Source organism: Candidatus Pseudothioglobus sp. Uisw_050_01 (assembly GCF_048085775.1).
In the GTDB taxonomy this organism is placed as follows: domain Bacteria; phylum Pseudomonadota; class Gammaproteobacteria; order PS1; family Pseudothioglobaceae; genus Pseudothioglobus.
Window position 1 is genome coordinate 1,444,008 of sequence record NZ_CP159804.1, and the last position, 16,869, is coordinate 1,460,876.

The window sequence follows — 16,869 nt, forward strand, 5'->3', positions numbered from 1 at the left end:
ACTAACGCCAGTCTAGATTCAACCAGCCCTTTTTCTTAGCCTCTAAGGTTAAAATTTTGTCAGCATTTATTGTAACTGGGTGATCAACTAACTCCAAGAGTGGGAGATCATTATGCGAGTCTGAATAAAAAGAAGAACCTTCTAATGTTTCATTATTTTTAGCCATCCATGGCATTAAATTATCTATTTTTCCTGACTGAAAGCATGGAGTCCCAGAAATTTTTCCAGAATAACGTCCTGACTTTATTTCAGGCTCAGTTGCCAGTAAATGGTCGATCCCATACCTCTTGACAATTGGAGAAGTGACAAAGGTATTTGAGGCTGTTATGACGAGAATTGTGTCTCCATTTTTTTTATGGTTATCTATACAATTTTGAGCCTTATCTAAAATAATTGGTTCAATTTTTGCAATCATAAATTTATGATGGAGCTCGCCTAACTCTTTCATGGAGTGTCGCGCCAGTATCTCAAAACTAAACTCTGCCCATGCATATATATCTAATAAGCCTAATTCGTATTGTTGATAAAAATAATCATTCTTTTTTTGAAACGATTGGCGATCAACAATGATGCCTTCATCGCATAAAAACTCACCCCATAAGTGGTCACTATCGCCACCGATCAGAGTATTATCAAGATCAAAAATTGCTAAAGACATACTTCTGTTTGCACAATATTAATAATTTCTTCAACTGAGTCAACCACCCTTATTAATTCAAAATTTTCTTTACTTACATAAGATTTTTCGACTGACTGCTCAATCCATAAGAGTAATGATGCCCAAAATTTTGAATCGTACAAAATTATTGGAACTTTTTTCATTTTGTTAGTTTGCATTAGAGTCAAAACCTCCATTAACTCATCTGCAGTTCCATAACCTCCGGGAAAGTACACACAAGCACTAGAGTATTTGACAAGCATAACCTTTCGAGAAAAGAAGTAGTCAAATGTAATATTCTCATCAAGATAAGGGTTACTAGATTGCTCTTGTGGTAGTTCAATATTCAGGCCTATACTTTTTGATTTCCCCTCATACGCCCCCTTATTTGCAGCACTCATGATTCCAGGACCGCCACCGGTAAACACGTTATAACCACTATTAGATAAACTTTTTCCCAACTCATAAGCATCATTATACAAAGGGTCTGTCGGCTTAATTCTAGCGGAGCCAAAAACAGTAACATTATTTTTAAATATCTGAAGTCGTTGTTTTGCAGCCAATAATTCAGCGCCAACCGTTACTAAACTCATATCAAAGAAAATGCAGTTGAAGCTGCATTGATAGTTTTATCAAGGTCATCATCTGTGTGAGCATTTGATAAAAAGCCCGCTTCATATGCAGATGGTGCTAAATAGATTCCTTGCTTCAGCATCGCATTATAAAATTTCTTAAATAGTTCTATATTACAGCTTGATGCTTGAGAAAAGTTACTAACCTTTTTTTCAGAACTGAAAAACAAACCAAACATTCCTCCAACACTATTACTTGTCATCGGAATATTTTGTGCTTTAGCTTCAGAAACTATTCCATTAACTAAATACTGAGAGCGCTTACCAAGGTTTTCATAAAAAGATTTATCAGATTCTAAGGCGCTCAACATGGCAAGTCCAGAAGCCATTGAAAGAGGATTTCCAGAGAGTGTTCCAGCTTGATAGATAGGACCAAGTGGGGCAATTTGATTCATAATTTCTTTCTTCCCTCCAAACGCAGCACAAGGAAGGCCACCTCCAATCACTTTTCCTAAGGCAGTAAGATCAGGTGTAACATTATAAAACTCTTGAGCACCACCTAAAGCCACCCGGAAGCCTGTCATCACCTCATCAAAAATAAGTACAGCGCCATATTCATTACAAATCTTACGTAGGCCTTGTAAAAATCCTTCTTTTGGAGGAATACAGTTCATATTTCCTGCAACTGGCTCAACAATAATGCATCCAATCTCTTCGCCCATCTCAGAAAATAATTCCTCCACAACCTCTAAATTATTATATTCAAGTGTCAGAGTATGTTTTGCCAGGTCTTTTGGCACTCCAGGCGAAGTTGGCACACCTAAAGTTAGTGCGCCTGAACCTGCTTTTACCAATAAAGAGTCAGAATGGCCATGATAACAACCCTCAAATTTTAAAATTTTATCTCGCCCCGTATACCCTCTCGCCAGGCGAATTGCACTCATAGTTGCTTCAGTACCTGAACTCACCATCCGGACTAAATCAATTGAAGGAACAAGCTTACAAACTTTCTTTGCAAGAGATGTTTCAATTTCAGTAGGCGCCCCAAAACCCAATCCTTTCTTTAAAACAGCTTTTACTGAATCTATAATTATAGGATTAGCATGCCCTAAAATCATTGGGCCCCAAGAGCCTACATAATCAATATACGAATTGCCATCTACATCATAAAGATAAGCACCTTCTCCACGCTCAAAAAATATTGGAGTTCCGCCGACTCCATTAAAGGCCCGAACAGGTGAATTAACGCCTCCAGGCATATATTCTTGAGCCTCTTTAAATAATGCTGATGATCGATTCATTAGTTTTCCTGAATATTAGTAATAGCTGGGTATTTTTTTAAATGAGAAATGTGTGACCAGACAATTAATACATTATCCAATAATAACTTCATATTGACAGTAGTTTGTGACATAGAAATCGCAGAATTAATATCATCCTGCAAATTGAATAAATAATTACTAGATGTTCTCTCAACAACCTTATTTAGCTCTAAATTAGCCCCTTCATGATTAAGGATTTTTATTTTTATCCCTTCATTAACTAGCTGTTGTAAACATTTCAAAACCCCAATTTCATTTCCGTCAAACATTGCAGTATCGTATATCTTAGTAGGGCTTATTGCAATCTCCAATAGTGAATTCTGCCAGTTTTGATAGTGAAAAAAGTAGTGCCCCTTTAAATCCTCTAGGGCCTTATAAGGTATTCCATGGGAACTTTCTAATAGCTGCAAAGCATCAAAATCATCTCTTGAATCTTTGTCAATATTTTTTGAGAGCCAATCTGCGCTTTCTTGCTCATATGTGGGATTGATATGGATAGTCTGGCATCTAGATAAAACAGTTTGTGGAAGTGAGCGCGCATTGTGAGCTAATAAAATAATAAGAGTATTTTTTCTAGGCTCTTCTAGAGTCTTTAAAAGACCATTTGCAGCATTTACATTCATTTGGTCCGCGTAAAAAATAATGCCAATTTGCAGTGAGTCAGCTGTTTTTCCAAGTGATTCACAAAAAGCACGAATCTGATCTACACGAATATCCTTAGACATAGAGCCTGAGTCATTTAGTTCAGCTCGGCAATAAATTAAGTTTGGATAATGCGATCGTCGTATTAATATACTATGCTCTAAATTAGCATTTGGCTCATCTTTTGTTAAAGATAAACAGACTGCACAGCTCCCACAGGATGAATCTTTGCATAGGAGTTTTTGAATTAGGGTTTGGGCAAATTCGAATTTACCAATCTTTTGAACTCCAGTAATAAGAAGCGCATGCGGCAAATGATTCTGATCAATCATTTTATTTATCTTTTTATGAGCACTACTATGCCAAGGCAAATTCATAATACGTCTAAAAATAATTTTATGTTGTTATGAATTTCACTTATTGAGCCGCTTGCATCAATTAATTTTATTCTCTCTGGATAGGATTTAGATCTATCAATAAAAACTGAGCGCACCCGCTCAAAAAAGGCTCTTTCCTCCAACTCAATCCTATCTTTGGGTGCTCTTGCTTCAACTCTTTGCATTCCAACATCAATACTCACATCAAGAAACAACGTTAAATTTGGTTGAAATTCACCTAATACCCAGCTTTCAAGCTTAGAAATACGATTTAAGTCAAGCATTCTACCTCCGCCTTGATAAGCAAATGAAGCATCAGTGAATCGATCACTAACAACCCAAGAGCCCTTATTTAGAGCGGGGATAATTTTATTCTGTATTAACTCATTACGAGAGCTAAACATTAACAATAACTCTGTATCACTATGCATTTCTTTATTATCAACATCAAGCAATAGGGAACGAATTTTTTCACCTAGATCAGTACCACCTGGCTCACGAGTTCTTACAACATCTATACTTTTTCGCTGCAAATAACTACAAATAAGATCAATTTGAGTACTTTTACCAGAACCTTCAACACCATCAATTGTAATAAATTTTCCTTTATTCATAACTTTCAATTTTAGACTAGTTATTATTTAAATATTTCTTGATATTTTCTTTATGTTTCTCATAGTTTGGTGCAAAAGCATGGCTACCATCTTTTTTTGAAACAAAATATAAGTCAGTATTGCTTGAAGGATGAAGGGCGGCGAACAGAGACTGATAACCTACAGAAGAAATTGCTCCTGGTGGTAGCCCTTTATTGCGGTAGGTATTATATAAACTGTTTATCCTTAAATCACTCTTCTTAAGTGGAGGGGAGTAAGCATCTCCTAAAGCATAAATAACAGTTGGGTCAGTTTGAAGCCGCATCCCTTCATTAAGTCTTCGTATAAATACACCTGCAATTAATGATTTTTCTTCATCTAGTGCTGTTTCATTTTCTATTAGAGAGGCTAGGATAATAGCTTCATACGGTGACTTAAGTGGCAAGCTTTTATCTCTTTGATCCCACAATACCATTAAATTTTTCATCAATTCTTGATGAGCCCTTTTCAATACATTCTCAAGGCTCTCTCCATAATTAAAACTATATGTTTCAGGAAAAAACCATCCATCATATGGCTCATTAATACCAATTGATGTCATTACCTCTTTAAGAGAGCCACTAGGCTTAATAGAAGGATCATTAGTTAATTGATTGAAATAAAATTTAATAGTCTTACCTTCTATCAAGGTTACCTTAGTTGAAAGAACAGATCCTGTTGAAATTTTATCTATAAAAGTCCATACACTTGTGCCTGGCACTATCTCATAATAACCTGACTTTAATTTCTTATTAGCATTAAGAAATTTACTGAATGATGTAAAAAATAACTCAGACTTTATGAGTCCCTTATTACTCAGTTCTTTGGCAATAGAGCCCATTGAAGATCCTTTTTTAACCTCAAATATATGGCTTTCAGTAACCATCATATCTTTCGAAGAAAGGGACCAGATTGCAAATAATAGCAGAACAAATAAAGCTGCTAATTTTGAAAACTTTTTATTCTTATCGCTTATGGACATGTCCACGAACTAATTTCTTTTGTTTTAGATAAAAATGCTTTTTGAATCTTTTCTGTTAGTGGGTTTTGACCAAGCTTATGAATCTCAATTGAATGGACAGGCTGAATACCTATCACGCTATTTGAAATAAATACCTCGTCGGCCTTTTGAGCTTGATTAATAGAAATATTACTTTCTAAAGCTTCCATTTTAAGTGACATTGCAAGCTCAAGAATAAGCGATCTTCTGCTACCCACAACACCGCAGCGATCTAGTTTAGGCGTTAATAACTTATTTCCAAATATAAAGTAAATATTGCCTTGAGTTACCGAGATGATATTTTCTTTTTCATCCAGCATAATTGCCTCATTACTTGACAAGCTAGACCTTGCTAAAATCTGTTCAAGCCTATTGCAATGCTTTATGCCAGCTAATTGTGGATTTGAATGAAAACCACTTTTTGCATATTCAAGAGAAAATTCTTTATTAAATAAGGGTTGATACATTTCAGAGACAATAACAACTCTTACAGGCTCAATGTCATCTTTATAGCCATACCCTCTAAGAGAATCACCACGTGACAAGATCAACTTAACAATGCAATTTTTCTTCGAAGATAATTCAAATGCCTTCTTTATATCGCTCAGCCATAGCCCCTCATCTATCTTATTAATGTTGAGTTTTACGCAGCCTATTTCTAAGCGAGAATAATGACGTGGCCAAAATAAAATTTGATTATCCCTAGCAACACAAGTTTCAAATAAACCGTCACCATACTGCATATTTCGGTTAAAAACTGAAATCTTTTCCTGCTCCACCCCATTAATCAATACAACTGGATTCATATCATGATTTTGTCTTTTTGTAAGAATAAATTATAGCGAAAGAAAAGTAAACCTTATAGCTACCTTAATTGAGAGAATGTGAGTCAACCAAACAAAGCTCTATAAAGAAAAGAATCAAAAATAGCCTTGTTTATGAGTAAGAGCAGCAATAATCTACTACAGATTTTACTTCCAACTTAAAAGAACTATATGCAGGAACCTCAAACGATTCACCGCCTTGAATCGTTTGCCATTCAGTTTTTCCAGCTAACAATACATTCATTTCACCAGCCGTGATTTCCATTAATTCATTCTGCTCAGTGCCAAATTCAAAGGAGCCTGGCATCATAATTCCAAGAGTTTTAACTACTCCATCTCTAAATTTAACCTTTCTACTTGTAACCTTGCCATCAAAATAAATATTAGCCTCTTTACTAATTTCTACATTTTTAAATGTTGACATAATGTACTCCTAAACTTGGTCCATGACATACTGAGTTAATAGAGGAACTGGCCTTCCTGTTGCGCCTTTTTTTGAACCTCCAAGCCAAGCAGTTCCTGCAATATCAATATGAGCCCAAGAGTAATTCTTAGTATAACGCGCTAGAAAACACGCAGCAGTTACAGTACCCGCTTCTCTCCCACCAATATTTGCCATATCTGCAAAATTAGACTTAAGTAATTCGTCATACTCATCATCAAGAGGGAGCTGCCAAACTGTATCCATTGATGAAATACCTGAAGCTTTAAGGCTATCAGCAAGATTTTGGTCATTAGACATAACGCCAGAGTGATGTTTACCTAATGCAACAATTACAGCACCAGTAAGAGTCGCAACATCAATCACAACCTTAGGATTAAATTTTTCACAGTAAGTTAGGGCATCACAAAGAATCAACCGGCCCTCTGCGTCTGTATTTAGAATCTCTATGGTTTGGCCAGACATGCTTTTTACCACATCACCTGGTCTAGAGGCGTTGTGAGCAGGCATATTTTCAACAGTAGGCACTACAACTGTTAAGTTAACTTTAATGCCCATCTCTGCTACCGCGCTCATTGTTCCAAGAACGGATGCAGCGCCACACATGTCATACTTCATCTCATCCATACCTGATCCTGGCTTTAACGAAATACCTCCACTATCAAAAGTTACCCCTTTTCCAACTAGAACAATCGGGTCTTCTTTCCCACCATTAGAGTAATTTAAACTAATTAGCTTTGCAGGTTGAGAGGATCCAAGAGAAACTGAGAGCAATGAATTCATCCCCAAGGCCTCCATATCTGACTCCTCTAAAACCTCACATTTCAGTTTGTAGGTTGATGCTAATAATTGAGCTATTTCAGCAATGTAAGTTGGTGTGCATATATTAGGCGGCAAGTCACCTAACTCTCGTGCCAGAGCCATTCCATTTGCAATTGCAACTCCTTTACTAATTTCTGTAATACCATTATTTTCAGAATAAATATTTACCGCCTCAAGAACGGTAGCTTTCTTTTCCACTTCTAAGCCAACTTTTTTTATCTGATAACTTTCATTTTTTAACACTCGAGCCGTTGTAATTTGTAACCAAGAATCGTCACGTCCCTCTACTTCAAGGCTAGGTATTACAACATTTTTTACTTTTGTATCATCCATAGCTGAAGAAAGCGACTTAAGCACCTTAATATATTTTTTTTGAGTTAATGGCGACTCTCCTAAGCCAATTGCTAATACCCTTTTTGATTTATAGCCCTCGACCTTACCAAGCATTAGGGTTTCGCCTAGATTTGCTTCAAAACGATGGAGCTCAAGAAGCCCTTGAAGAATTCTATTTTCATTAGTTGTATCTTTAAAAACAAAAGCGACTGAGCAGTCACCACTGTAATGATCCGCTGCTTGATGAGTAACAAAAAATTCCATGACTTTTTCCGAAAATTATAATCTCGGTATTCTACCAAAAAACTGTAAAATTTACTTCTTTAATCTTGAATTTTTAATATGAAAAAGCTTCTTCTTTTATCTTTAATCATAATTACTAACTCCGTAACTGCAAATATTGACAAGGTTTTTGATAATTTAAAGCCATTCTTCCCAACTATTAAAACTGAGAATATAAGCAGCTCAGAATTGGAAGGATTTTACGAGGTAGTTCTTACCAACCCTCAGATTGAGGTTTTGTATATTTCGCTTGATGGGCGTTATGTTATTCAAGGTGCAGTAACCGACATAAAGTTAATGGCCAATCTTTCTACTAAAAGAATAAACTCAGAAAAAATTAAAATTTTAAATAGTATTGATGAAAATAATAAAATAGTTTTCAAGGCCGAAAATGAGCAATACATTCTCCATGTTTTTACGGATGTAGATTGTCCTTATTGTGCAAAGCTTCACTCAAATATGCAAGGTATGAATTCTCTAGGTATCACAATTAAATACTTAGCTGCGCCAATTGAACAACTTCACCCAAATGCACAAAGCGCTATGGAAAAAATATGGTGTGCTGAAGACAAAGCCATTGCAATGCACAACTATAAAACTAATCGTGATTTACCTAATAGCCCTGATTGCATAAATCCTGTTGAAGATCAACTTGCAATCTCTAAGCAATTAGGAGTTAATGGAACGCCTTCAATCTTCCTTGAAAATGGCTCAAATATTCCTGGCTACCAAGAGCCCAATCAACTTTTAAATAGTATCTTACAAGCAATTGCTCAATAACGAAAGCTCCAGGGTTATAGCCCATAAAGCCATCTGCCTAGTAGCTTTAGAGAAGCAAGCTTTATCGGACGCCTTATTTCCAGCGGAAAGTACTGAATCTCCTTTTGCAAAATCCTTGGTATATGGCTCAATCCGATTCTATCATCATCTTAATGACATAATTACGCCCCGTATAAAGAAGCCGTTAGAAAAGAAAAACCTTGATATCCATAGTTTATTGATTCTTGGAGCATATCAGCTTCTTTACACTGATATTTCGAGTCATGCAGCAATCAATGAAACTGTTGAAATAGCAGAAAAAATTGGAAAAACCTGGGCCAAAGGTTTTGTTAATGCAATACTTAGAGGAATTGATCGAGATAAAGACTCAATCTTGAAGACAGCTCATCATTCTCATCCAAGCTGGCTTGTAAAAAAATTAAAAAAAGATTACCCGTTAGACTTCCAAGAAATATTTTTTGAGAATAATAAAAAAGCCCCAATGTCAATTCGAGTTCACCCATCAATTGATCTAAGCGCTTTTCAAGAAAAATTAAAAAAACAAGATATATTTTCTGAGAAATCAAACATTGCCCCGCAAGCACTTATTCTTGAGAGTGCTGTAAAAGTAGGCAGCCTGCCAGATTTTGAAAAAGGGTCTTGCTACGTGCAGGATGTATCTGCTCAACTTGCAGCTCATCTAGTCTCACCAAAAAAAGGGGAATTAATTCTTGATGCATGTTGTGCTCCTGGAGGTAAAACAACTCACATAGCTGAACTATGTCCTGAAGCAAATATAGTTGCTCTAGATAGTGATGAAACACGGTTACTAAAAGTTAAAGAAAATATTGATCGCCTTAAAACTAAGAATGTTGAAATGATTGTTGGGGATGCAACAAGGCAAGACTGGTGGGACCAAAAACAGTTTGATAAAATCTTAATTGATGCTCCCTGTTCAGGAACAGGAGTCATTCGAAGACACCCAGATATTAAACTATTAAGAAAACTAAAAGATGTCAATCAAATTACTAAAATTCAAGCGTTAATTCTTGATAATTTATGGCATCTCTTAAAGCCCGGTGGGGAGCTTATATATGCTACTTGCTCAGTTCTTCCAGATGAAAACGAGAGACAAATTGTTAGCTTTCTTGAAAGGTTTAAAGATGCTACCAACGAAGAAATATCCCTTTCATGGGGAGATGGGTTCATTGGAAAACAACAACTTCCTAAGAAAGTATATGACGGCTTTTATTACGCCAAACTTACAAAAAAGCTATCAAAGTTAATTACCTTTAATTTTCCTCAAGTGCAATGTCTAAAACCTGATCAATCCACTTAACTTTAATAATCTCAAGTTTACTTTTAATTTTTTCGGGCACTTCAGATAACTCACGCTCATTATCTTCAGGAATAATGACAGTCTGAATCCCGCCCCGCATCGCCGCAAGTAATTTTTCTTTTAGCCCACCAATTGGAGTTATTTCACCCCTTAGAGTTATTTCTCCAGTCATTGCCACTGCAGCTTTTACCTTTCGACCTGTTAAAACCGACACAAGAGCGGTGCACATTGCAGCTCCAGCACTTGGACCATCCTTAGGAGTTGACCCATCAGGCACATGAATATGAATATCAAGTTTTTCATGAAAGTCATCCGCTATGCCAAGTGATTCAGCTCGCAATCTTGTTACAGACATTGCCGCCTGAATGGATTCCTTCATGACATCACCAAGCTGGCCTGTGTAATTGAGCTTTCCTTTACCTTTGTATGAAGAAGCTTCAATTGTAAGCAAGTCTCCACCAACAGATGTCCATGCCAGTCCAGTCACTTCACCAATTTGGTTATGCTCTTCAGCAAGACCGAAGCGATATTTCTTCATACCCAAATATTTTGGAAGGCTTTTTGAATTGATGATTGCTCTAGCTTTTCGTTTTTTTAGAGTGATATCTTTAATAACCTTTCTACAAATACTTCCGATTTCACGGTCGAGGCTTCGAACTCCTGCCTCTCTTGTGTAATAACGAATAATATCCATTATTGCGGAGTCTTTAAAAATAATTTCAGAGCTTTTAACACCATTATTTTTCATTTGTTTAGAAATTAGATGGCGCTTAGCAATTTCAAGCTTCTCATCTTCAGTATATCCAGACAAGTGAATAATTTCCATGCGATCTATTAATGCTTCAGGAAGATTTAAAGAGTTTGCAGTAGCAACAAACATGACCTGGGAAAGATCATAATCAACTTCTAGGTAATGATCATTAAAAGTATGATTTTGTTCTGGATCTAAAACTTCTAGCATTGCAGAGCCAGGATCTCCTCTAAAATCAGATGCCATCTTATCAATCTCATCTAATAGAAATAATGGATTTTTTACATTAACTTTTTGCATTTTTTGGACAATTGAACCAGGCATTGCCCCAATATAAGTTCTTCTATGGCCTCGAATTTCAGCTTCGTCTCGAACTCCTCCAAGAGCCATACGAACATATTTACGATTGACTGATTTTGCAATTGACTCTCCAAGAGAAGTTTTTCCAACTCCTGGTGGTCCGACCAAACATAATATATTCGCTTTATTATGGGTGACTCGACTTTGGACTGCTAAGTGCTCCATGATTCTCTCTTTAACTTTATCCAAACCATAGTGATCTTCATCCAGAATTCTTTGAGCTTTTACCAAATCTTGGTTTGTTTTCGTTTTTTTACTCCAGGGAACTAAGCATAAATTTTCTATGTAAGTCCTAATGATTGAAGCATCTGATGATTGAGATGACATTCTTTGAAGCTTATTAAGCTCTCCTTGAGCCTTCTTCTTAGCTTCTTTAGGCATTTTTGCCTTATTAATACTGTTTTGTAATTCTTCAATCTCATTCTCATCATCGACAGTTCCAAGCTCTTTTTGAATGGACTTCATTTGCTCATTCAAATAGTAATCCCTTTGATTGGATTCCATCTGTTTGCGCACTCGACTTTGAATTTTTTGCTCTGCGCCAAGAACATCTAGCTCTCCTTCAAGGATTGATAGAATTTTCTCGAGTCTTTCTCTTGCCTCACTGCTCTCAAGTAAGTTCTGCTTTTCTTCAATTTTAAGATTAAGATTTGCAATAATGACATCACTGAAACGCTCAATATCTGTAATCTCTTTAAGTACTTTATAAACTTCTTCAGGGATTTTTTTACTGAGCTTGATATATTTTTCAAAGTTTTCAAGGGCTAAACGCATCATAGCCTTTATCTCAGTGTCATCATCATGAGTCAAACTACAGTCACTTAAAATTACTTCTGTATGCTCACCTAAATCAACAAATTCTTCGATTTTTGCTCTTTTAACACCTTCGACTAAAACTTTAATAGTTCCATCTGGAAGTTTCAGTAATTGAAGAATTGTTGCGAGGGTTCCAACCTTGTGAAGCTGCTCATTATTTGGCTCTTCAATAGTTTCATCTTTCTGGGTAACTAAAAAAATATTCTTATCAGCCTCCATAGCCTGAGTAACTGCATTAACTGAAGATTTTCTTCCTATAAATAAAGGAATTACCGTGTGCGGGAAAACTACTACATCTCTAAGAGGAAGTAGTGGAATTGATTGCTTGCTTAAGCCGTTTGGCTCTGTGGTGATTTCTGTTCCCATAATAATGAAACGCCTTGCTTGTCTAGTAATCTTTCTAGATAGTGTCGAGTGACATTAATTTCAAGTAGCCATTGCCCAAATTCATTCATTATTTCTTTTTGAATAAATCCAACTTTATAAATTTCACTTCTAATGAAAGCAGATTGAACATCTAACTTAATTCCTGCAAAAGTCATCATTCCACTTAAACTCTGCGAAAGTGCCTGATAAAGCAGATCTATTCCTTCTCCCGTATGAGCTGAAATCCAAACTCTATAAATATTACCATCATGGTCTTTATCAAGGCGAGGTTTAAAATCAGCAATTCCATCAATCTTATTCATTACAATAATTTTTGGAATATCTTGTGCCTCTATTTGCTCAATAATATCCTCTACCTGCTCAATTTTATCCCTGTTATTCGGATCTGACGCATCGACCACATGAAGTAGGACGTTAGCTTGTCGTGTTTCTTCAAGAGTCGACTTAAAGGCCTCAACCAGCTCATGTGGTAGATCTTGAATAAAGCCAACCGTATCAGCTATAACTGCCTCACCAGAAGCTGGTAAGATAACACGTCGAATAGTTGAGTCTAGTGTAGCAAATAACTTGTCATCTGCATAAACTTTGGCCTTAGTTAGAAGGTTAAAGAGTGTTGATTTTCCTGCATTGGTATATCCTGCAAGTGAAATCATAGGAAGTTGATTCTTAATTCGGGATTTACGTCCCAAATCATGCTGCTTATGAACCTTATCTAGTCGCTTATTAATATTTTTTATACGTACCGAAATTAATCGCTTATCAGTTTCTAGCTGCGTCTCACCTGGTCCACGAAGTCCAATACCGCCTTTTTGTCTTTCAAGGTGAGTCCAGCCTCTTACAAGTCTAGTAGATAGATGCTTTAACTGTGCTAGCTCTACTTGCAACTTTCCCTCAAAGGAGCTTGCTCTTAATGCAAAGATATCTAATATTAAGCCAGTTCGATCCATCACTTGACACTTTAATGCTTTCTCTAAATTACGTTCTTGAGAGGGGGATAGCTGTAGAGAAAAAATAACTAAATCGATTTCATTGTCACACACAATTGTTGATAGCTCATCAACCTTCCCAGTGCCAATAAAAAACTGGGCTTTAGTAATGCTTCTTTTAACTGTTATAGTGTCAATAATAGTGAGACCAGAGGACAATGCCAACTGTTGAAATTCACCAATACTGCTTGATGCCTGTCTATTTGAAGTTAACTCAATATGAACCAATATAGTTCTTTCACCTTGGCCAACTGCATCTTTTTGGCGATCAAAAAGCTCCATAGATATTCTTAAGAGACCAGTATATATAAAATGAAATTAATCAACTTGCTTTACGAATATTGCTTTGTTTTTTATCAGAAACATGAACAATCATAGGTTGTTTTTTTCTTTCCACAACCTCTTTATCTACAACAACCTCTTTAACGCTTGGAGTTGAAGGTATTTCATACATCGTCTCCAGTAGTAAATCTTCTAAAATAGCTCTTAAACCCCTCGCACCAGTTTTCCTTTTCAGCGCAAGTTTAGCAATCGCTAAAAGAGCATTTTTTCTTATCGTCAGCTTAACACCCTCAATAGCAAAAAATTGCTGAAACTGCTTGACTACAGAATTTTTGGGCTTCGTAAGAATTTGAACCAATGCCTCTTCATCAAGCTCATCTAAAGAAGTATGGACAGCTAAACGACCAACTAATTCAGGAATTAATCCAAATTTAATTAAATCATCTGGCTCTAAAAATTTATAAAGCTCAGTTAATGTTTTTTTACCGCTTGCTTCCTTAACGTTAGCAGAAAAACCAATACCAGTAGCCTTTTCAATGCGCCTATCAATAACTTTCCCAAGCCCATCAAATGCACCACCACAAATAAACAATATTTTTGAAGTGTCGACATCAATAGTTTCTTGGTTAGGATGTTTTCTACCTCCTTGAGGAGGAACAGATGCAATAGTGCCTTCAATCAACTTAAGCATGGCTTGCTGAACTCCTTCACCAGAAACATCTCTTGTTATTGAGGGAGAGTCAGAGCGGCGTGAAATCTTATCGATTTCATCTATAAAAATAATGCCTTGTTCTGCTCTTTCTGGATCAAAATCACATTTTGAGAGTAGGCTTTTAATTACATTCTCTACGTCATCACCAACATAGCCAGCCTCTGTTAAAGTTGTTGCATCAGCAACAGCAAAAGGGACGTCCAGAAAACGCGCCAGAGATTGCGCAAGAAGAGTTTTGCCACTTCCTGTTGGGCCTATAAGTAAAATATTTGATTTATCAAGCTCTACATCATTTGAGATGTAATTTGTTTTTAGTCGCTTGTAGTGATTATAAACTGCCACTGAAAGAACTTTTTTTGCGTGGGACTGGCCAATCACATATTCATCTAAAGAGGCATACAATTCTTTTGGGGTATTATTCCAGTCCTGATGTTGATCTTTTTTATCCTTAATAGTTTGCTCTTGAATCAAACTATAGCAGGAGTCTATACATTCATCACAAATATAAACTCCCGGGCCTGCAATTAGGCGAACTACTTCATCTTTGTGTTTTGAGCAGAATGAACAGCTAAGGTCTTCAGTATTTTGGTCCATAGACAAACTTAAATTTATCGCTTATTAATTACTTTATCAATGAGCCCATATTTCGCAGACTCGCTCGCTGACATAAAATTATCTCTATCAGTATCTTTCTGAATATTTTTCATACTTTGACCAGTATGGTTCTTAAGTATGGTGTTTAAGTTATCTCTAACTTTAAGAATTTCTTGTGCATGAATATCTATATCGCTTGCCTGACCGGAAAATCCTCCAAGAGGCTGATGAATCATCATCCTAGCATGAGGTAGCGCAAACCTTTTCCCCTTAGTACCAGCTGTAAGAAGTAATGCACCCATACTTGCCGCCTGTCCAATACAAAGAGTAGAAATATCTGGCTTAATGAATTGCATTGTGTCATAAATAGCAAGGCCTGCAGTTACTGAGCCGCCAGGTGAATTTATATACAAATGAATATCTTTATCTGGATTCTCAGATTCTAAAAAAAGCAACTGAGCTACTACTACATTTGCAGTGTAATCTTCAACCGGGCCGACCATAAAAACAACACGCTCTTTGAGGAGCCTAGAATAAATATCATAAGCCCTCTCTCCTCTTCCAGAGCTCTCAATTACCATTGGGATTTGATTTAAGTTTTGAATTGTCATATTAATTTTGTGGGCTCATTATTTCTAAAAAGGTCTTGTCTGTCATCGTTACTTTGGCTTGATCTGCAACATGTTTCGCAACCATATCTTCAACGACAATTGATTCAATGTTGGCAAGTCTTGAAGGATCTGTATTATACCAATCAATCATTTGCTGAGCACTTTCACCATATTGGAGTGCCATTTCATTAAGTTTAGCATCAACCTGTTCTTTTTCAGCTTTTATTTCACCATCTGTTGCAATTTTATTAATTAACAAACCAAGTTTAACTCTTCTTGCTGCTTCCTCTTGAAACATTTCTGCAGGTAATTTACCTTTAGAAGGCATACCTTGCTGCTCCATTCTAGATTCCATATCTTGCTGTAGCTTGAGCGACTCAGCAGAAACACTGCCTTCAGGCACCTCAAAATTATTTGCATCTAAAAGAACTGAAAATGCAGTGTCTTTATTTTGCTGAACTAATCGAGATTCTAATTCAACTTGCATCTGCTTTGACATTCTCGATTTCATAGTTTCAAAATCTTTTTCACCAAATTTTTTGGCAAATTCATCGTCTCTCTTTACTTCTGTTGGTGAGCCTACTTCATTAACAGTAACTTTAAAGATGGCCTCTCTTCCTGCCAGATTTTCTACATGATAATCTTCCGGAAATGTTGCAGCTACTTCAACTGTTTTTTCAGGTGCGATATCTATAAGACCTTTTTCAAAACCTTCAATCATCGTACCTTTGCCTAAAACAATTTCAAAACCCTCAGCAGCTCCGCCTTCAAATGACTCTCCATCTAGCAAGCCTTCAAAATCTATAATTAAACGATCCCCTTCTTTAGATTTTCTCTTGACAGTCTTATATTCAGTTGACCTATCTTGTAGATCTTGAAGAGCTCGTTCCTCATCTTCTTCAGTAACTTTTGAATTAATCTGATCCATAGTTAAGCTTTTTAAAGAGCCCACTTTGATCTCTGGAAACACTTCAAACTCTATTGTATAAATAAAACTGTCTGAATTCTCAGTATCTACATTCACCAATGACGGCTGAGCAGCTGGAGAAACATCTGCATCTTTAAGGGCATCCGCCAAAGTCTCAGTAACAATTTCATTAGCAGCATCGGATTTAGCACTACCGCCAACGCGTTGGCGCAAAATTGAAGCTGGAATTTTTCCTTTCCTAAAGCCATCAATACGAACTTTTGAGGCAAGGCTCTTGATAATTCTTTCTGTTTTTTGATTGAAAGTGTCTACAGGTAATTCAACCACAAGGGATCTTTTTAATCCCTTAAGTTTAGTGAGTGAGGTCTTCATCTAGTTATAAATCCGTAACTTATTAAAAAAAAAGAAATTATACAGGATTTTCTTACCCAAAAAATT

The 16,869-nt window shown here is 36.3% G+C and carries 16 protein-coding genes; 2 read left to right on the forward strand and 14 right to left on the reverse strand.

The features are described 5' to 3' along the window. Window position 1: 1 nt before the first annotated feature. The 9 genes from ABXT51_RS07295 to ABXT51_RS07335 all read right to left on the reverse strand — a co-directional run bounded on the left by ABXT51_RS07295 (window position 2) and on the right by ABXT51_RS07335 (window position 7,888). Window positions 2–658, reverse strand: coding sequence for an HAD family hydrolase (locus ABXT51_RS07295; protein WP_416694937.1), 657 nt, complete (start codon window positions 656–658; stop codon window positions 2–4). Next, entirely contained in the window at window positions 649–1,251 is a 603-nt protein-coding gene (locus tag ABXT51_RS07300; protein ID WP_416694939.1) for a TIGR00730 family Rossman fold protein, read from the reverse strand. Before ABXT51_RS07300 ends, ABXT51_RS07295 begins: the two co-directional genes overlap by 10 nt. Continuing rightward, window positions 1,248–2,531, reverse strand: coding sequence for a glutamate-1-semialdehyde 2,1-aminomutase (gene hemL, locus ABXT51_RS07305; protein WP_416694941.1), 1,284 nt, complete (start codon window positions 2,529–2,531; stop codon window positions 1,248–1,250). Before hemL ends, ABXT51_RS07300 begins: the two co-directional genes overlap by 4 nt. Then, entirely contained in the window at window positions 2,531–3,571 is a 1,041-nt protein-coding gene (locus tag ABXT51_RS07310) for a DNA polymerase III subunit delta' (RefSeq protein ID WP_416694943.1), read from the reverse strand. The genes hemL and ABXT51_RS07310 overlap by 1 nt, the downstream gene beginning before the upstream one ends. Then, window positions 3,568–4,185, reverse strand: a complete 618-nt coding sequence (tmk, locus tag ABXT51_RS07315; protein WP_416694945.1) for a dTMP kinase — start codon at window positions 4,183–4,185, stop codon at window positions 3,568–3,570. Before tmk ends, ABXT51_RS07310 begins: the two co-directional genes overlap by 4 nt. 16 nt (window positions 4,186–4,201) lie before the next feature. Continuing rightward, window positions 4,202–5,185: an endolytic transglycosylase MltG gene (mltG, locus tag ABXT51_RS07320; protein WP_416694947.1), complete on the reverse strand. Its 984-nt coding sequence runs from the start codon at window positions 5,183–5,185 to the stop codon at window positions 4,202–4,204. Next, window positions 5,176–6,009 (reverse strand): aminodeoxychorismate lyase, encoded by an 834-nt coding sequence (gene pabC / locus ABXT51_RS07325; protein ID WP_416694949.1) that lies wholly within the window; start codon window positions 6,007–6,009, stop codon window positions 5,176–5,178. Before pabC ends, mltG begins: the two co-directional genes overlap by 10 nt. Window positions 6,010–6,139: 130 nt before the next feature. Further along, window positions 6,140–6,451: a pyrimidine/purine nucleoside phosphorylase gene (locus ABXT51_RS07330; RefSeq protein ID WP_416694951.1), complete on the reverse strand. Its 312-nt coding sequence runs from the start codon at window positions 6,449–6,451 to the stop codon at window positions 6,140–6,142. Between the two features lie 9 nt (window positions 6,452–6,460). Further along, window positions 6,461–7,888 (reverse strand): leucyl aminopeptidase, encoded by a 1,428-nt coding sequence (locus ABXT51_RS07335; protein ID WP_416694953.1) that lies wholly within the window; start codon window positions 7,886–7,888, stop codon window positions 6,461–6,463. A gap of 78 nt (window positions 7,889–7,966) precedes the next feature. On the opposite strand from ABXT51_RS07335, the gene ABXT51_RS07340 reads away from it, so the two are divergent. Both ABXT51_RS07340 and rsmB read left to right on the forward strand, forming a co-directional pair. After that, entirely contained in the window at window positions 7,967–8,686 is a 720-nt protein-coding gene (locus ABXT51_RS07340) for a DsbC family protein (RefSeq protein ID WP_416694955.1), read from the forward strand. Then, the gene (rsmB, locus tag ABXT51_RS07345) at window positions 8,676–10,004 is read left to right on the forward strand and encodes a 16S rRNA (cytosine(967)-C(5))-methyltransferase RsmB (RefSeq protein WP_416694957.1); all 1,329 of its coding nucleotides are present in this window, start codon (window positions 8,676–8,678) and stop codon (window positions 10,002–10,004) included. The genes ABXT51_RS07340 and rsmB overlap by 11 nt, the downstream gene beginning before the upstream one ends. Here the strand turns inward: rsmB and lon are convergent. From lon to tig, 5 genes are read right to left on the reverse strand one after another with little or no spacing between them, the layout of a single operon-like run. Then, a complete protein-coding gene (lon, locus tag ABXT51_RS07350; protein ID WP_416694959.1) occupies window positions 9,958–12,297 on the reverse strand; it encodes an endopeptidase La in 2,340 nt (779 codons plus the stop codon). The genes rsmB and lon overlap by 47 nt on opposite strands. Continuing rightward, on the reverse strand, window positions 12,261–13,592 hold the full coding sequence (hflX, locus tag ABXT51_RS07355; protein ID WP_416696312.1) for a ribosome rescue GTPase HflX: 1,332 nt from the start codon (window positions 13,590–13,592) through the stop codon (window positions 12,261–12,263). Before hflX ends, lon begins: the two co-directional genes overlap by 37 nt. A gap of 34 nt (window positions 13,593–13,626) precedes the next feature. Then, on the reverse strand, window positions 13,627–14,892 hold the full coding sequence (gene clpX / locus ABXT51_RS07360; protein ID WP_271558460.1) for an ATP-dependent Clp protease ATP-binding subunit ClpX: 1,266 nt from the start codon (window positions 14,890–14,892) through the stop codon (window positions 13,627–13,629). A gap of 14 nt (window positions 14,893–14,906) precedes the next feature. After that, window positions 14,907–15,503 (reverse strand): ATP-dependent Clp endopeptidase proteolytic subunit ClpP, encoded by a 597-nt coding sequence (clpP, locus tag ABXT51_RS07365; RefSeq protein WP_416677676.1) that lies wholly within the window; start codon window positions 15,501–15,503, stop codon window positions 14,907–14,909. Window position 15,504: 1 nt separating this feature from the next. Beyond that, window positions 15,505–16,803, reverse strand: coding sequence for a trigger factor (gene tig, locus ABXT51_RS07370; RefSeq protein ID WP_416694962.1), 1,299 nt, complete (start codon window positions 16,801–16,803; stop codon window positions 15,505–15,507). Window positions 16,804–16,869 lie beyond the last annotated feature (66 nt).

Bases quoted from the DNA above. Each gene is read 5' to 3' on its own strand.
- ABXT51_RS07295 (WP_416694937.1), bottom strand. From the start codon at position 658: ATGTCTTTAGCAATTTTTGATCTTGATAATACTCTGATCGGTGGCGAT.
- ABXT51_RS07340 (WP_416694955.1), top strand. From the start codon at position 7,967: ATGAAAAAGCTTCTTCTTTTATCTTTAATCATAATTACTAACTCCGTA.
- ABXT51_RS07300 (WP_416694939.1), bottom strand. From the start codon at position 1,251: ATGAGTTTAGTAACGGTTGGCGCTGAATTATTGGCTGCAAAACAACGA.
- tmk (WP_416694945.1), bottom strand. From the start codon at position 4,185: ATGAATAAAGGAAAATTTATTACAATTGATGGTGTTGAAGGTTCTGGT.
- lon (WP_416694959.1), bottom strand. From the start codon at position 12,297: ATGGGAACAGAAATCACCACAGAGCCAAACGGCTTAAGCAAGCAATCA.
- tig (WP_416694962.1), bottom strand. From the start codon at position 16,803: ATGAAGACCTCACTCACTAAACTTAAGGGATTAAAAAGATCCCTTGTG.
- clpX (WP_271558460.1), bottom strand. From the start codon at position 14,892: ATGGACCAAAATACTGAAGACCTTAGCTGTTCATTCTGCTCAAAACAC.
- ABXT51_RS07335 (WP_416694953.1), bottom strand. From the start codon at position 7,888: ATGGAATTTTTTGTTACTCATCAAGCAGCGGATCATTACAGTGGTGAC.
- ABXT51_RS07310 (WP_416694943.1), bottom strand. From the start codon at position 3,571: ATGAATTTGCCTTGGCATAGTAGTGCTCATAAAAAGATAAATAAAATG.
- pabC (WP_416694949.1), bottom strand. From the start codon at position 6,009: ATGAATCCAGTTGTATTGATTAATGGGGTGGAGCAGGAAAAGATTTCA.
- hemL (WP_416694941.1), bottom strand. From the start codon at position 2,531: ATGAATCGATCATCAGCATTATTTAAAGAGGCTCAAGAATATATGCCT.
- clpP (WP_416677676.1), bottom strand. From the start codon at position 15,503: ATGACAATTCAAAACTTAAATCAAATCCCAATGGTAATTGAGAGCTCT.
- ABXT51_RS07330 (WP_416694951.1), bottom strand. From the start codon at position 6,451: ATGTCAACATTTAAAAATGTAGAAATTAGTAAAGAGGCTAATATTTAT.
- mltG (WP_416694947.1), bottom strand. From the start codon at position 5,185: ATGTCCATAAGCGATAAGAATAAAAAGTTTTCAAAATTAGCAGCTTTA.